Consider the following 16,815-nt stretch of genomic DNA (forward strand, 5'->3'; position numbering starts at 1 on the left):
ACCAGGTGTTGTGATTTGCTTTCATTCTTTGAACTACTGATATTTACAACAACCAATAACTGGTAAACCTTGTTTAGCTACTTGTTGTGATTTGCTTTCATTCTTTGAACTACTGATATTTACAACAACGACTGTGTTATCTTCGTCTTTGATAAAGTAGTTGTGATTTGCTTTCATTCTTTGAACTACTGATATTTACAACAACGAAAGATTGACGATATTAGGGTTGTAGTTAGTTGTGATTTGCTTTCATTCTTTGAACTACTGATATTTACAACAACACGTTGTTAAATGGATAACGTAAGTGTCCAGTTGTGATTTGCTTTCATTCTTTGAACTACTGATATTTACAACAACGACGGTGTTTTAATGACAATCGATTTGCCTGTTGTGATTTGCTTTCATTCTTTGAACTACTGATATTTACAACAACTTCAGAGGTGTACAACTTAGGTTTAATCTTGTTGTGATTTGCTTTCATTCTTTGAACTACTGATATTTACAACAACTTTAAGATACCGTTACATAAATACGGAATAGTTGTGATTTGCTTTCATTCTTTGAACTACTGATATTTACAACAACTGAAATGGTGACTATCATGTAATGCAAGATGTTGTGATTTGCTTTCATTCTTTGAACTACTGATATTTACAACAACGGCAGAGTTGAAGAGGGAAGAAAATACGCAGTTGTGATTTGCTTTCATTCTTTGAACTACTGATATTTACAACAACATACCTTGGTTCAAAGTTCTTACTATCAAAAAGTTACAAAGAAAATTAGAATTAAAAAATCCGATGAGATTTTGCTCATCGGACATAATTCTAACACCGTTTTTTATTTCTATTTAAAATAATTCGAGTTGTTGGGGGGTATCTGGTAGTTCTTTTTCTTTTTTTCCGTAAAAAAGTTCCATCATGCCAAACTGTTTATCGGTAATGGTCATCATGCCTACATGGCCTTTTGGCGGTAATATCCGCTTGATGCGTTTAATATGTACATCAGCATTTTCCCTGCTGCTGCAATGGCGCAAATAAATCGAAAATTGAAACATACTAAAGCCGTCTTGCAACATATCCTTTCTAAATTTGCTAGCAATGCTCCGATCTTTTTTGGTCTCTGTCGGTAAATCATAAAAAACTAGGATCCACAAAACGCGATAGCTATTTAAACGCATAAAATCTAACCATAAGAAATGTCAAAATGGTAGTTCTTCATCTTCCGCGTCGATATTTAAATCAATTTCTTTATCGTCTGCCACACTTAAAAAGTGGTTATCATTAAACTGATAGTAGCGATTGGGTTTTTCGAAACTCATGATTTGCGGATAAACCAACTTCCTTATCACACCTTCGTAACATTTAGTTAGCGATGCCGTAGTTTGCTGGAGGCCTACCATTAAAGGGCTAACGCCTTTCTCAAATTTGACATCTACAGTAGCAATAGTGAGTAATTTTGATTTGATGGTGGTAGTGAGTTCTTCGTAAGCCGTACCTTCATCTATAATTTGTAGCACCAATTGATCTACATAAGGGCGATAGGGCTCCATGATATCATCTGCCAGGCAATAGGCGTTGTATTTGTTACGATGAAAGATGCCCAGCGTTGGCAATAAGCCCGAACTTACCAAACCACGGGCAACTATAGCACGTAAAATGGCATAACCATAGTTGAGTAAATTGTTTGGCGGTTCTCCATTTCTACCCCTAAAAAAGGTGATGTTCTTTGGAAATACATTTTGCCAGTAGTAAGCTGCGGCTCGGCCTTCGTAATTATCTGGGTCGCCAGAGCGTACCTCATCAGCCCAACGCAACATATTGGCGCAATCTACATTGCGTTGGTACAATACGGCCGCCTGATTTAATATTTTAGCTTGCACCGTTTGTTGCCACAAGTTTTTCTTTAACGGTTGGGATGCCTCAATTTGATATTTAAAACGCTCGCTTTGGATGTGGTTGCCATCTAGCGGTAACATTAAACCGATAGGTAAATGACTGGCATTACAAGTAATAATAGCGGCATTATTGTCTAGTAGGGCAGCGATACAACCTTGCGTAATGGTAATTTGCTGATGTTCTAATACTATAATACCTATGTCTTCTAAGGGTACTTGCTTCTCTGCAATGATTTTATCGGGATAATTAACCACCAGCTGGCTATTTTTAACATTCAAATAAGCTGGATTACCAAAATGGAGCGTTTTTCTGATCATAAATTATGCTTTTGTGATGCTGCCCAAACGGTCAATGTTTAATTTGACAAAATTATCTTTTATTGATTTACCATTAAATGAGGCTGTTTTTGAATCAAATGAACCAGATGCTTTTCCCTTTTTTACATTCCAACTCAAATCCATTTCTTTTGGAAAAATATTCTTTGCAAAGGAATTTTGACTAAAATATATCGTGTATCCGGAAAAATCATTGACATTATAAATCCTTTCTAATTTGGATTTATTAATAGTGTTAAAATCAATAATATCTATATTCTCTGATTCTTCTTCTGTTGGTATATAAACCACGTCAAGTGGGGAAAGCGTTTCACATAATCTATCTCCATTATTGTTGATTTCTGGAACAGGGCTTAACATTTGTTTCATTCTTTCAATTACAATATCCAAACGAATACTATCAAAACTTTTCTTCCTGTCCTCATCTTTATATATTGCAAAAAACAAGTTTGGAGAACCTTGAACATATTTATCAATTTTATTTCCTGTTTGTCCTAGAGCAAATCTTCCTTTTCCTTTTTCGTAAACACGGACTTTGATAATGGGTTGGTGAGGTTTTCCCTCATTGTATTTTTCAACATTTTTATTCAAATCTTCAATTCCTTCTGGTGAGAAAGCTAATTCAGGATTATTGTCTTTAGCTTCAAGATAGTTTTTAAGAATTTTTTGAATTCCTGTATCTGTTACTTTCTTAATTTTATCAAGATTAAAACTTGTATCCAAAGATTTTCTTGTAGCAGTAATAAATTCTCCTTTGCCTGTTTCAACCCAAGGTAGATGTATTTTTCCCGAAACTGTTTCTTCGTGTAATGATTTTCTTATCGCCCAGTTTGTTCCTTTCTGTTCTGCTCTTTCTTTTGTTTTTACGCCGTCTCTCTCAATATACTTTTCGTAATAATTAGTCGCTTTATTAATTACTCGAAGGTTTTGTTTAAAGCTCACAACAATTTTTTCTAAAGAATTTTTGGCTTCGGCAGTGAAATTGATCCAAGGTTTTAAAAATTGTTTCGGTACTTCTCTTTCTATTCTTTCTCCTGTCTTAGCATCATTGTAAACTACTTTTTCAAACTTCATCAATTTCTTTTTCAAATCGTAGCGTTTGGTATCTGATTTTGCCGATTGATTATTTAATAGATTTACGTGGTCTTTTGTAGCACAAGCGATAATCAAAGCATCTAAAGCGTGATGACGATGGTCGATTCTTTTCTTTGAAAACCCTTTGGAATATTCAATCGGAACGGTTGGCAAAAACTTTTGATGATTTTCATTCCAAGCAGTAAAATCTGCTGAATTGGTGAGTTGGTTCATTCTTTCAAAACGTGGCAAAATCAAATCATTCCAAACATCATTTAATCCCCAATCTTGTTTTAAGGTATTGGTTATTTTTCCATTGCCTGGCACAATATTTTTAGAATTAACGCCTTCATCTGAACCGTCATCTACACGAACAATATTAGATAAAACTTCCGAAATATATTTACTGATATAACGAGTGTCGTTCATTTGCCTTTCAATCATTTTTTCTGGAATGTCTTCCATCAAAAGTTTGTTTCTTTTGCCTCGATTGTTGGCGTAATTCTTCTTTACAAAATCTTCGTATTCATCTTCTTTTAAAACCGTTACCGATTTTCCTTTTCCACATTCTACAACAGTTCCGCCTAATTTTTTAATAAATTCAAAACCGATGTAATTATCTTTCAGTTTATTGACCGCCGATTCACAAATCACTTTATTGCTAAAACTATCATCAAAATATCGGCTTTGCGGAATAATGTGTTCAATTTCGTATTCTGGCGTAAATAATTTATTCAAAGGAATAATTTGTCCTGTGTAAGGCGATTTGTATTTCTGTTCCAGCCAAAGTTTATATCGTTTTAAATCTGACAGAGATGGTTGAGCGGTTTTACTGATTTTCAAAATATCGTCTTCAATTTCAATATCAGAATTCAAAACTCCATCTTCATAGATTTTTAAAATCTCTTGCTGCATCGGCGAAAACGGACGCACATTTTCAACTGAACTGTCATTCATCATTTCTGCCAAAAGTGCTTTGATGCGAAAGTTGGTATTTTCGTTTTCAGTAATTTGGTTGGTTAGTTTTTTTCGATCATCGGCAGGAAGTTTCATTTCTCTTCCCAACTCAATATGTATTTCATTGAAAAAATCTTTTGCTCCGTTTCCGTATTTTAACCAAATATCTTTGACTACCCGAAGCGTTTCTGTAATCACTTGCTCAACAATCGGATTTCGGAGCGAATGCTGTTTAAAGTCCTTTAAAAACTCTTCTAAATCATCAGCAGAATTCCATTTCCCAATCATCGAAGCTTCGGAATGTCTTCCATAAACAATGTATTGTGCCAACCACAATTGTAATCCTTGAAAATCATTTTCTTGGGTAAGATGAATGGCTTTTTCTCTTACTTTATTTTTAATGTTTTCATCAAATTCTCCGGTAATTATTTTCTGAATTCTGTCTTTTGAATACGCATCAATGTTTTCATAATTCCAATATTTTCCCAGTCGCATCAAAGGCAATAACTTCTTGATTGCTTTTTCAGAAAAAGAGCCATATTCACTTTTAAAAGGCGGGAATTTCTTAAAAGCTTCGAAGAAAGAATTTTCATCCAAACTGTTTTTATTGGCAAAAGATTTCAAGGCTTTTTCATACTCTATTTTATCATTGACCGAATAGATGATGTGCCAAATTTTCTGCTCAATTTCCCTTGTTAGGAAATCATCGGAAATATTTTCGACTTTATCCAATCGAGAAGAAATCATCGTTTTGGTTTCGTTGCACGGATATTTTTTATCTTCTACAAAATTCCAGCGATGTGTTTTTTCATTTAATTTAAAGTGCTTTAGTAAAGCTTTTTGGTCAACTTCTTTTCTGGCATTTAAAAATTCAAACAGATTTTCAAAATCTTCTGTTGTGTTTAAAAATTCTTTGGTAACATTTGCTTCATTGTCTTTTCTATAAATATTCAGATTATAAATCCATTGCCAAAGACGAAATTCCTGATAATACGGATTGGATTTTGGAATGGCTTTTAAATATTGCGTATGTTCTGCTCCATTTTCATCTTTGTATTTTCTAAACTCCAACGTACAGTTTGAAATAGAGGATTTCTGGCTTCTCAAAGGTCTTTGGTAGAAAATAAGATCATCCATCAAAAGATGCACAAAATCTTTTTTGCTCAAAGTCAGTTGATGCGCTTCGTTGTTTCGATACAACGCACGAACGCAATCGTTGTACAAATCATCATTTTTAAGTTCCTGATGAAATTCCTTTTGCTTTTCTAAAATCTGTCTGATTTCGTCTTTATAGAATTTTCTTTCAATGGTACGAACCAATTTTCCTTTAATTTTTTGTTTCGGATTTTGAAGAAGCGTTTCATAGATATAAGTTCCAACGGTTTTATAAGATTGGTCGATTTCTTGTTCAGTTTTCTTTTTTACCAACGTCCAATCGTTTTCACTCGGTGCTCTGAAACTTCTTTTTTCGTTTCCGTCTTTATCTTTTTTAATGCTTCCGTCATCATTCAAATCAGTTGTCACGATAAAATCTCTTGTTTTGTCTTTCCAATCAAATAGAGGTATTTTACTTGCTCGTCTGTAAACCCAACCATTTTCCAAAATCAATGAATACCAAATATCCGATTTTCTTTTTTGAGGTTCATCTGCCAAAACATCTATAATTTTTAAGGAATAAAATTCAACCAACTTATTCGGATTTTCTTCTTCTTCCTCACCACGCAATTGATAGTATCCTCGTTTCTGATTAAAGTTTAAAAGAATCCACGCCAATTCTTCTTTTTCAATTTTTTGATAAAGGGCTTTTTTGCGGAGGTAATAAATTGTCCAATCGTAAGGGATTTTTAAATCTTGTCCAGCTGCTTTAAAACCTTCAAGCATTTCATTGAAAGAGTTTTGGAAAAGAAATGAAAACTGTCCTTCAATTTTTTTCCAAGCTAATTTTGGTTCAGTTTCCACTTTAAACTTTCCAAACCTTTTTTCAAAATCTATTTGCGAGGCATAATGTTCCGGAAGGAAATTCAATACACTTAAAACTCTGTGTAATCTTTCTCTCCTTAATAAAAATCGTTCACGTAATCTTCTTACACTTCTGTATTTTGTGCGATCTGCCGTTTGCGAAACAGAATTTCCCTTTCCGAAATCTCCCAGAATATCTTGCGACATCGGAATAATCCTACTTCCCATTCCTAAAATCTCACCATGTTTGTTCTCAAAATCTTGTTTAATTAATGCCCAACCAATTGAGTTAGTTCCCAAATCCAAACCAAGTATATTTTTTGCCATTGCGATTAATTTTAGATGCCTTTGGTTAAAGATAGAAATAAAATATTTTAGCAGTTTACGGTTTCCCGTAATTGCAGTTTCAAAATAAATTCTATATTTGATATCGAAAGCAAATCACAATAAGGATTATTCCGTTGTGAAAACATTTGGGTTGCCTCTTGTCCACAAATCAGGAGGCTTTTTTGTGCCGCTGCATTTGTAGCAAACTAAGTTCACAAGGTTTTTAAAATAATATCACTTCTCTCTTGCTACTATCAAAAATAATCATGATATTTGCACCTCTAAAATTATAGAGTTAACGATATAGAAGCATCCATCAGCGTTGTTGCCAGCAAATTGCAAAAATGGGGTTGGGGCTTCAAACATAAAATAAAGAAAATGAAAAAAGATTTGCATCCATCAAGCTACAGATTTGTTGTATTTAAAGATATGTCTAACGACTATGCTTTCTTAACTAAATCTTGTGTAGAAACTAAAGAAACAATTAAATGGGAAGATGGTAACGAGTATCCTCTTTACAAATTGGAGATTTCTCATACTTCACACCCTTTTTATACTGGTAAAATGAAATTGGTAGATACCGCTGGTCGTATCGATAAATTTAAAAACCGTTACGCTAAAAAATAATTTTAGCTTAAAGACATATTTTTTTCAAAGCCCACGATTTTAATCGTGGGCTTTTTTTATTTTTGTAGCTTATGGTAATCAATCTTTTTGATGATAAATCTTGGTTTTCGCTTAGGCCTTTAACTTTTACAAGACCTGTTGCAGATTTAAGAATAGGTATTTTAACCATTGCTGAAAAATGGGGAAAACATCTTAATGCCGATTTCGGGTATCAAACACAGCCTTATCTTAGTGGAAAATTCAAGTTAGCTAACTCAAATCTTTTTATAAACGGTTCTGTTTGTCCAGACGAGGAATTGCTAGAAGCCATTGAAAAGCTAAAAAATGGCCAAGTGCTGCATGCGGCAGATATTGTAATTGCCTATTGTGGTAATTTGTTAACTAACTGCCATGAAGCTTTAAGTAGTTTAGAACGTGTAGCCTATCTTTCAAGTTTTGTGAAAATAGATTATCCAGAACAAATTTTTGGCTTTAACGACATAGAACTACAAAAAGATTTTGTACTGCTAACTAAAGGTAAAACATCAGCTAGGTTAAGTGCTACAAATACCATTCTTGGCGATCATATCTTTGTAGAAGAAGGCGTAACGGCAGAATGTTCAACCTTCAACACTTTGCAAGGCCCTATTTACTTAGGTAAAAATAGCTCGGTTTGGGAAGGTTGTCATATCAGAGGTTCATTTGCACTATGTAATGATTCGCAAGTGAAGATGGGTGCGAAAATATACGGCAAAACTACCATTGGCCCTTTTAGTAGGGTAGGTGGGGAGATTAATAATGCAGTAATATGGGGCTACTCATCTAAAGGCCATGAAGGTTATTTAGGCAATTCGGTAATGGGGCAGTGGTGTAACATTGGTGCTGATAGCAACAACTCTAACCTTAAAAATAACTACGGCGAAGTGCGTTTATGGGATTATGAGAAAGAGAACTTTAGAAAAACTGGCTTGCAGTTCTGCGGATTGATCATGGCAGATCATGCCAAATGTGCCATCAATACCATGTTTAATACAGGAACGGTAGCCGGAGTAAGTGCCAATATTTTTGGCGCTGGTTTTCCACGAAATTTTATTCCAGATTTTGCTTGGGGCGGCGCACACGGGTTTGATATTTACGCCTTAGATAAGATGTTGGAAACTGCTGCGCTGGTTTACGAACGTAGAGATTTAACTTTAGACGAAACTGAAAAACAAATTATAGCTCACATTTTTGAATTAACAAAAGAATATAGACACGTTTAAATTACGATTTTAGATTTACGACTTACGATTTAGGTTAGCAAAACTTAATACCTATAACGTACAACTTAAAACCCAATATAGAAATGAGAAAACAAATTGTTGCAGGAAACTGGAAAATGAATAATGATTACAATGAAGGTGTTTCATTGTTTTCTGAAATTGTAAACATGGTTAGAGACGAGAAAAAAGGCGATCAAATTGCTGTAATCTGCGCTCCTGCTATTCATTTAAACAGCTTAGCTCAGTTGTCGTCAGGTATAGTTAAAATTGGCGCACAAAATTGCCACCAAAATGAAAGTGGTGCTTATACTGGCGAAACTTCTGCAAAAATGATCAAATCTACAGGTGCAGAATACGTGATCATCGGTCACTCTGAGCGTAGACAATATTTTGCCGAAAGCAACCAATTATTGGCCGAGAAAACAGTTACTGCATTGGCAAATAACTTAACGCCAATTTTCTGCATTGGCGAAACTTTAGATGAAAGAAACAACGGAAGTTACTTCAACGTAATTGAAACTCAATTGGAAGAAGGCGTATTCGGTTTAAGCGTAGAAGATTTCGGTAAAATAGTGTTGGCTTACGAGCCGGTTTGGGCTATCGGTACAGGTTTAACGGCTACTCCAGAGCAAGCACAAGATATTCACGCCTTCATTCGCTCTAAAGTTGAAGCAAAATATGGTGTTAACGTAGCTGATGATACCACAATTTTATATGGTGGAAGCTGTAACGCTAAAAACGCACCTGATTTGTTTTCTCAAAAAGACATTGATGGTGGTTTAATTGGTGGTGCATCTTTGAAATCTCGTGATTTTACTGATATTGTTAAAGCATTAAATTCTTAATTCGAAGGAGTTTTAATGCAACGTTGTCATGCTGAGCTTGTCGAAGCATCAGAAAAGTTGTCGAAACATTTTGAAGTCTTCGACAAGCTCAGACTGATAAGAAATATAGAACTTATATGGACTACCTAAAAGTAAGTTTTGCCTTTGGCGAAATTGAAGAATATCAGAAAGATTTGTTCATTGCAGATTTGGCTGATATCGATTTTGAAACTTTTGAAGATACCACAACCGGCTTCGATGCTTTTGTGCAAAAGAGTTTGTTTAGCGAGGTTAAACTTCAAACAGTTTTAGCCGAGCATCAATCGCTAAATGCGAACTACGAAATAGAAGAAGTGGTTTCCGAAAATTGGAATGAGGAGTGGGAAAGCAATTTCAGTCCGTTAATTATTACCAATGATTGTTACGTTAGAGCTACTTTTCACGAAGCGCAACCGCAATATCAATACGAAATTGTAATTGATCCAAAAATGTCATTTGGTACGGGGCATCATCAAACTACAACTATGATGATGCAGTATATTTTAGAAACTGATTTCACAGGGAAATCAGTTTTAGATATGGGTGCGGGTACTGCCATTTTAGGAATTTTAGCAGCCAAAAGAGGGGCGAAAGATGTGGTGGCTATTGATTACGATGAAGTTTGCTACGAAAGTGCCATTGAAAATGCAAAACTAAACGATATTGATAATTTGGTTTCATTACATGGCAGTAAAGAAGCTATTCCACAACAAGATTTTGATATCATTTTAGCGAATATCAATAGAAATATCCTTTTAGATCAAATTGAAACTTATGTTTCGGTACTTAAAAAAGGTGGCTTGATTTTCTTTAGCGGTTTTTACGAAACTCCAGATTTGGATATCATCAAATTACATTGCGAGCAGTTTGGTTTAACTTATCAGGATCATAAGAAAATAGATAACTGGGTTTCGGCCAAATTTATAAAATGATTGAATGATAAAATGAGTAAGTTTTGAATGGCGTGATGCAAATTCTATCATTTAAAACTTACTCATTTAATAATTTAAAGTATGCGTATTCATTTAATAGCCATCGGTGGTGCGGCAATGCACAATTTGGCCATCGCTTTGCACAAAAAAGGTTTTGAAGTTACAGGTTCTGATGATGTAGTTTACGAACCTTCGAAAAGCAGACTGGATAAATACGGTTTATTACCTGCCGAGATGGGTTGGGACGAAAATCGGATTACCCCAGATATTGATGCTATTATTTTAGGGATGCATGCCCGTGTAGATAACCCTGAATTGCTAAAAGCGCAAGAGCTAGGTTTGAAAATTTATTCGTACCCGGCCTATATCTACGAACAATCGAAGGAAAAAATTAGAGTGGTAATTGGCGGTAGTCATGGTAAAACTACCATTACCTCGATGATTTTACACGTGTTGAATTACCACCAAAAAGAGTTCGACTATTTAGTTGGTGCGCAATTGGCAGGTTTTGATACAATGGTAAAGATTACAGATTCTGCTCCTATCATGGTAATAGAGGGAGATGAGTATCTCGCATCGCCAATTGATAGAAGACCAAAATTTCATTTGTATCATGCCAATATTGCTGTAATTAGCGGTATCGCTTGGGACCATATCAACGTGTTTCCAACTTTTGCCGATTATGTGGAGCAGTTTGCGAAATTTATAGCTACCATTACGCCAAACGGAAAGCTGATTTATTGTGAGTTGGATGAGGAACTGAAGAAAACCGTAGAGCAATCTACAGCTGATGTGGTAAAAATTCCTTATGCCATTCCAGCTCATGAAGTAAAAAATGGAATTACCTATTTGTTGCCTCAGCATACCGAATTAAATGTTTTTGGAGATCATAACCTAATGAATTTGAACGCGGCCAAACAAGTTTGTGCTCAATTAGGAATTGATGAAGAAGGTTTTAATAACGCAATTAGTTCTTTCGCTGGTGCAGCAAAGCGTTTGGAGTTAATTAGTGCTATAAATCAAACCAATGTTTATAAAGATTTTGCACACTCGCCATCTAAACTAAAGGCGACTATTCATGCCGTAAAATCTCAATTTACGGATAGAAAGTTAGTGGCTTTTATGGAGTTGCATACATTTAGTAGCTTAAATAAGGAGTTTTTAAAGGAATATAAAGGCGCTATGAGTGATGCTGATTTAGCTATTGTTTATATCGATGCCAAAACCTTCGAGCAAAAGAAAATGCAGCCCTTAACCGAACGGGATATTAAACAAGCTTTTGAAGACGATAGCTTATTGTATTTTGATAATGCCGAAAAGTTGGAAGCCTATTTAAAAAGCTTGAACTATCAAAGCACTAATTTATTGATGATGAGCTCGGGTACTTATGCTGGTTTAGATTTGCCAAAATTGGCTAGCGAGTTAAAAACAAAATGATTTGGCTTTGGCTAACCACAGGTTGATATCGGAAATAGGGGCTAACATTAAGCAGTTGCGTTTGGCTCAAGCTAAAGGTCAAACCGAGGTAGCAAAGGCCTTAGAAATTTCTGTCGCTGCGTTATCTAAAATAGAAAACGGACAAACCGATATCAATCTTTCTAGATTGGCTCAAATTGCTAAGTATTTCGAAGTGTCCGTTTCTTCTATCATTTCCAATGAAGTAACTACTTCAGTTTCTCGGAGTGTTATAGAAGAAATAACCGAATTAAAACAGCAGTTGCTAGATAAAGATGCAGAGGTAATGAAACTCCAAAAGAAGGTAATTGACTTGTACGACAAGTTGGGTTTGTAGCATCGCTTAATAATGCTATTTGTCAGGCTGAGCTTGTCGAAGCCTTTTTGAGTAGTAATAGCACTTCGACAGGTTCAGTGTAACAATGGTAAAGCTTTTTAAAAACTCTTTCTTAAAGTCAAATGTTTCTTGCCAAATTTAGCACCTGTTGCTTCGTGTATGGCCAACATTTTTTCATTAAAATCGCCTACCCAAGAAAGTTCCAATTCAGTATATTGGTTTTTAGGTAAAACGTGTTCCCCAAGTTTAATGAATAATGCAGATTCTAAGCCGTGTTTCTGGAAAGCTTGTTTGGTGCCCATTACAATTGCCCTCATGCGTTTTACGCCAGCCCAACGTCTATAGGCAAATTTCAGTTTTTGTAATAAACCAAGTTTACCATTAAAATCTTTAATCATTTGGTTGGCATCTGGAATAAGCACAATGAATGACGCTGGTTCTCCGTTTACGTAAGCAAACCAAATCAGTTTCTCATCCATAATTACTTCCATTTGTTTGAAACTCTCTTGCAAAGTTTCCTTTTTGATGGGAACAAAATTTTCGAAGTCTTGCCAGCCATCATTGTAAATTTCCATCAAGTCGTTGATGTATTTATCTGCCTTCTTTTTTTGGAAATACTCAAAGGTGTAACCTGGTTTAGCTGCAACCCAATTGGCAATTTTTGTAAAACGGGCTGGAAATGGAATGGTTAAATCTATAATGTTGGTTAATTGCTCGTAAGCAGTTTCGAAACCATAATTGGTAAATAGCTGGTGGTAATAAGGTAAATGGTAGTTCATGCCGTAAGAAGCCGGGATAAAGCCTTCTACCAACAATCCCCAAAAGCTGTCGTTTTCGCCAAAGTTAATTGGACCCTCCATTGCTTTCATTTCTTTATCTAACAGCCAATTTTTGGCAGTATCAAATAAGAAGTTAGCTGCGGTTTGGTCATTTATACATTCAAAAAAGCCAACGCCGCCAGTAGGAACTTCGTAGCCAAAAGCTTTTTTTTCATTTACAAAAGCGGCAATTCTGCCAATAACTTTATCTTGGTTATCAACCAAAACCCATCTAATGCAGTCTCCATGTTTAAAAAAAGGATTTTGGTTACGATCAAATACCTTCTCAACGTCTTGGTCTAACGGTCTAATATATACTTTATCATTGCTGTAAAGTTGGTCTACCAGGTTAAGAAACTGTTGTTGTGTTTTGCTATTACTAACTACTATTGCTCTCATGCGCTACTTGTAAGGGGCTAAAATAACAAAAAGCCCCAAAATATGGAGCTTTTTGTTGTTGTAATATCTAAGGTTTACTGTTTAGTAGTCATCATCATCATCGTCATCAAAACTATCGAAAGTATCTAAGTCGTCAAGAGGCATGTCTAAATCATCTTCATCCTCATCAACAATTTTCTCATCTTGGATGTCATCTAATTCTTCATCAGATTCTTCTTTCTTAGAATTTGGCTTGCCGGCTGGCTTGTTCTGAATGGGTTTTTTTGGCGTTTTCATTACACAAAAAATAGTTAATAGTTCGAAAGTTAAATGCTCTAATTAAAGTTACAAAAATCTTTTCTAAAATAGAAGATAGCAGCTTTTGTTTTGTCTTTTTACAAGGTCAAAAATAGAATAAAAACAACTTTTAGGGAAATTTTTTATACTTTTTTTAGCGGTACTGAAAGTCAAGGAAATAGGTTTTGCTGTTAAACAAAAAAGCGTCCTAATTATGAAAAATCGGGACGCTTTTAACACACAAATGAAACCTGAATTGAGATATAATTTTAGGTTAGGTTAAAAAATATCTTTTGTCAATCCTATATGAACGTTCTCAGAACAAACAATTAATGTTTGCTTAATTTCTTATAGCAAGTTTAATACAAAAAATGCTAAGAAGCATGGTTATTTAGTGAGTGGTAGTAATATTTGAGTAAACGGTATTTTAGCCTCTCAATGGTACAGAAATAGAGACAATGGTACCTGTTTTTCCGTTCTGTTTTATATGCACTTGTATGGCTTTTGCTTCAATTTTGTTTAACAGGTTAATTCTCTCGTTGGTTAAGGCCATCCCTTTGCTCTGGTGCCCATCTTTTTTAGTTGCCAAAGAATTATCAATTCCAATACCGTCATCAGCAATGCTAATTAATAAAGTGTCGTTATTAACTTCTTTTATGGTTATGGTTACTTTACCACCATCTTCTTTTGGCATAATGCCATGCCAAATTGCATTTTCTATATAAGGCTGCAATAACATGGATGGTATAAAGGTATCCTCTTTGTCTAGGTCTTGGTCTACATTAATCTCATATTGTAATTTCTCGCCAAACCTGTTCTTCTCTAAACTTAGATACAGGTTAAGGTAATTTACTTCTTCTTCTAAAGAGATATAGCTTTGCGTACAAATTTCCAGGTTTTTCCTTATTAACCGGGCAAAGCCTGTAAGCACTTTGTTGGCCGAAGCAGTATTTTTGGTGTTGATGTAATGTTGGATAGAATTCATCACATTAAATACAAAATGTGGGTTCATCATGGCCTGCAAAGCTTGCTGCTCTAACATTAAAATCTTGTTTTTTAGCAGCAGTTGTTCTTGTTCTTTGTTTTTTTGTTGTTTGGTTATGCGAACGCCTATCACATAAATAAGATAGCCACCTAAAATTGCAATTGCGCAGATAAACCACCAGCTTTGATAGAATTTTCTTTCTAGCGTAAACTTAACTTTTGTGGCCTCACTCCAGTTGCTATTTTGGCTTTTAGCGCTAATTTCGAAGGTGTAAGTACCAGGTTCTAACGAAGAAAGTTCTAGTCTTCGGTTTTTAGTTTCTATCCACGATGTATTTTCTTTAAGCCTATATCGGTAAGTAACGTTCCTGTTTTTAAAATCTACTGCACTAAAATTAATAATTAGGTTTTGCTCGTTAGGTTTTAAGATAAAACTGTTACGGGTTAAATCCAATAGTTTTTTGTTGTTAAGTATTGATGTAATATAGATTTTTGGAGGTTCCGTATTTTGTAACGAATGGTTGTAGGCAAAGTAGATTAATCCGTTGTTTGTTGCAAAATATGCAGTATCGTTATCTATATATAAATCATTTAGGTCATCAGATAGTAGGCCATTAACATCGTCGAAAGCGCTAATGTTTACTTTGTTGTTTTGAATAGAAATTCTATTAATTCCGGTAGTGCTAACAGCCCATAGGTAGTTATTTCTTACAAATAGTTTATTAACAATATTGTTGGCTATTCCTTTTTGGCGGTTAATAATGTGGCTAATTTTTCCATTTTTAAAAATAATGATGCCATAACCGTCAGTTGCCATAGCAATGCTGCCATCAGCCAGTTGGCGCATATCGTTTATTCTTTTTGCTAAAAGCGGATATTTCTCGTAATGTTTGTTAAGCTTATTGTAATTAAATTCTGATAAGCCGTTAATGTTAGAGAACCAAAGATTTTGTTGCTTGTCATAAAAAACACGATAAGACCTGTCTTTGAAAAAATCTTGGTCTTCTTTGTAATTAAATGATGAGAATTGGAGGTCGTTACGGTCGTTGATAATTACCACGCCCGAAGACATCGACAAGGTAAGCTTGGTGGTACTGTCTATAGTAAAATTTTTAACTACAAACATTAAATTGTTAACTTCTTTAAGAAATTTGAAGTTTGAGTTAGTTGGGTAATCGCTGCTTACAGCACCTAAACCATAATCAGAAGCGAAAAAAATACGATTGTTTTTTTTGTCTAAAACCAGTTGCTTAATGCTGTTGTATTTAGAGGTATCAGCTAATTTAATTTGCTTTTTCTTTTTTGTTTTTAAATCTAGGATATTGATGATGCCGTTGCTGCTGCCTAGCCAAAGCCTGTTGTTTTGATCTTTGATGATACTTTTAATAATGGGGTTATTTAAACCATCTGCTTTGCCAAAGGTGTGCAGTTGGTCTTTTGGCTTAGGTAGTTTATAAATACCATTGCTGGTGGTAAACCATAAGTTTCCTTGCTCATCCCTAATCGCTTGATTTACACTGATGCCTTTTAAGAAGGTTTTTTCTTCACTTCCATCAAGGCTGATGCCCTTTACACCATTGCGGGTACAAACCCATATTTTCTTTTCTCCGAGTAGCATATAGCCCAAATCGCTGTTAAGCAGTTGTGGGTTTAACTGGGTAGTTTGTGTAATTATGCCGTTTTTTGCTTCGTTAAGTGCGGCTTTATTTAAAAAAAATATACTTCCGTTTTTTTGGAGTATGGTTTTATAGGAGATAGGGTAAATCTCGGTTGTTGATGGGATAAAACTTCCCTTGTTAAATATGTAATTGGAGGTACTGGTAATTGCTCTTATATTTTGATGCTCATCTTCAAAAAGAAATGCGTTTTGATACTTATGTTTTACATTTGTAGAAATAAATTTCGAGGTTTTATGGCCATCCCAAACGCCTATTACATTATTATTTGTGCCAAACCACAAATTTCCTTTACTATCTTCCAAAAAAGACACCACCACGCCATTAAAGCTTAAGTTTTTTAAATTTTTATCGGTTTGCTCATTGTGTATTTTTCCGTTCAAAAAGTAACTTAATTGACCGTTTAAGGCCATAAACCAAATTCTTCCCTTGCTATCTTCCCTAAGCTGTAAAATCTGGTTGTCGGGCAGGCCATCATCTACCGAGAAATTTTCGAAAATTGAGCCGTTAAACCTACTTATGCCAGCATCGGTAGCAATCCAGATAAAGCCTTTTTGATCTTGCAACGTAAAAAAACAGTTGTTGCTTGGTAGGCCATCTTTAGTAGTGTATTGCGGCAAATAAACGGTTTGGGCATAAATTTGCTTTGGGCACAAT

Annotated in this window: 12 protein-coding genes and 1 CRISPR repeat array (1 of these 13 cut by a window edge); of the genes, 6 read left to right on the top strand and 6 right to left on the bottom strand. The window is 34.9% G+C overall.

What is annotated here, in order from left to right; translation table 11 throughout:
* Positions 1–737: a CRISPR direct-repeat array (repeat unit 46 nt; unit sequence GTTGTGATTTGCTTTCATTCTTTGAACTACTGATATTTACAACAAC); it begins 69 nt to the left of the window's first position.
* Between the two features lie 113 nt (positions 738–850).
* The 3 genes from cas2 to cas9 are packed head-to-tail and all read right to left on the bottom strand — an operon-like array spanning position 851 to position 6,550.
* The gene (gene cas2 / locus OVA16_RS11750; RefSeq protein ID WP_267759567.1) at positions 851–1,180 is read right to left on the bottom strand and encodes a CRISPR-associated endonuclease Cas2; all 330 of its coding nucleotides are present in this window, start codon (positions 1,178–1,180) and stop codon (positions 851–853) included.
* 21 nt (positions 1,181–1,201) lie between these two features.
* Entirely contained in the window at positions 1,202–2,215 is a 1,014-nt protein-coding gene (gene cas1 / locus OVA16_RS11755) for a type II CRISPR-associated endonuclease Cas1 (protein ID WP_267759569.1), read from the bottom strand.
* A 3-nt stretch (positions 2,216–2,218) separates the two neighbouring features.
* Positions 2,219–6,550 carry a type II CRISPR RNA-guided endonuclease Cas9 gene (gene cas9 / locus OVA16_RS11760; protein WP_267759571.1) on the bottom strand — a complete coding sequence of 1,444 codons (4,332 nt, stop codon included), beginning with the start codon at positions 6,548–6,550 and terminating at the stop codon, positions 2,219–2,221.
* Between the two features lie 378 nt (positions 6,551–6,928).
* Between cas9 and OVA16_RS11765 the strand changes: the two genes are divergently transcribed.
* The 6 genes from OVA16_RS11765 to OVA16_RS11790 all read left to right on the top strand — a co-directional run bounded on the left by OVA16_RS11765 (position 6,929) and on the right by OVA16_RS11790 (position 12,005).
* Complete coding sequence (locus OVA16_RS11765; RefSeq protein WP_138721706.1) at positions 6,929–7,177, top strand: type B 50S ribosomal protein L31; 249 nt, start codon at positions 6,929–6,931, stop codon at positions 7,175–7,177.
* Between the two features lie 71 nt (positions 7,178–7,248).
* Entirely contained in the window at positions 7,249–8,418 is a 1,170-nt protein-coding gene (locus OVA16_RS11770; RefSeq protein ID WP_267759576.1) for a putative sugar nucleotidyl transferase, read from the top strand.
* 83 nt (positions 8,419–8,501) lie between these two features.
* The gene (gene tpiA, locus OVA16_RS11775; RefSeq protein WP_267759578.1) at positions 8,502–9,263 is read left to right on the top strand and encodes a triose-phosphate isomerase; all 762 of its coding nucleotides are present in this window, start codon (positions 8,502–8,504) and stop codon (positions 9,261–9,263) included.
* A 116-nt stretch (positions 9,264–9,379) separates the two neighbouring features.
* Positions 9,380–10,213 (top strand): 50S ribosomal protein L11 methyltransferase, encoded by an 834-nt coding sequence (gene prmA / locus OVA16_RS11780; protein ID WP_267759581.1) that lies wholly within the window; start codon positions 9,380–9,382, stop codon positions 10,211–10,213.
* 81 nt (positions 10,214–10,294) lie between these two features.
* Positions 10,295–11,650 (top strand): UDP-N-acetylmuramate--L-alanine ligase, encoded by a 1,356-nt coding sequence (locus OVA16_RS11785; RefSeq protein WP_267759583.1) that lies wholly within the window; start codon positions 10,295–10,297, stop codon positions 11,648–11,650.
* Between the two features lies 1 nt (position 11,651).
* Complete coding sequence (locus OVA16_RS11790) at positions 11,652–12,005, top strand: helix-turn-helix domain-containing protein (protein WP_267759585.1); 354 nt, start codon at positions 11,652–11,654, stop codon at positions 12,003–12,005.
* Positions 12,006–12,103: 98 nt separating this feature from the next.
* Here OVA16_RS11790 and OVA16_RS11795 read toward each other — a convergent pair whose 3' ends face one another.
* The 3 genes from OVA16_RS11795 to OVA16_RS11805 all read right to left on the bottom strand — a co-directional run bounded on the left by OVA16_RS11795 (position 12,104) and on the right by OVA16_RS11805 (position 16,814).
* Complete coding sequence (locus tag OVA16_RS11795; protein WP_267759587.1) at positions 12,104–13,222, bottom strand: GNAT family N-acetyltransferase; 1,119 nt, start codon at positions 13,220–13,222, stop codon at positions 12,104–12,106.
* Positions 13,223–13,303: 81 nt separating this feature from the next.
* The gene (locus OVA16_RS11800) at positions 13,304–13,498 is read right to left on the bottom strand and encodes a hypothetical protein (RefSeq protein ID WP_138730990.1); all 195 of its coding nucleotides are present in this window, start codon (positions 13,496–13,498) and stop codon (positions 13,304–13,306) included.
* 427 nt (positions 13,499–13,925) lie between these two features.
* Positions 13,926–16,814 (bottom strand): sensor histidine kinase, encoded by a 2,889-nt coding sequence (locus tag OVA16_RS11805; RefSeq protein ID WP_267759589.1) that lies wholly within the window; start codon positions 16,812–16,814, stop codon positions 13,926–13,928.
* Position 16,815: the final 1 nt, after the last annotated feature.

Source organism: Pedobacter sp. SL55, assembly GCF_026625705.1.
GTDB lineage: Bacteria > Bacteroidota > Bacteroidia > Sphingobacteriales > Sphingobacteriaceae > Pedobacter.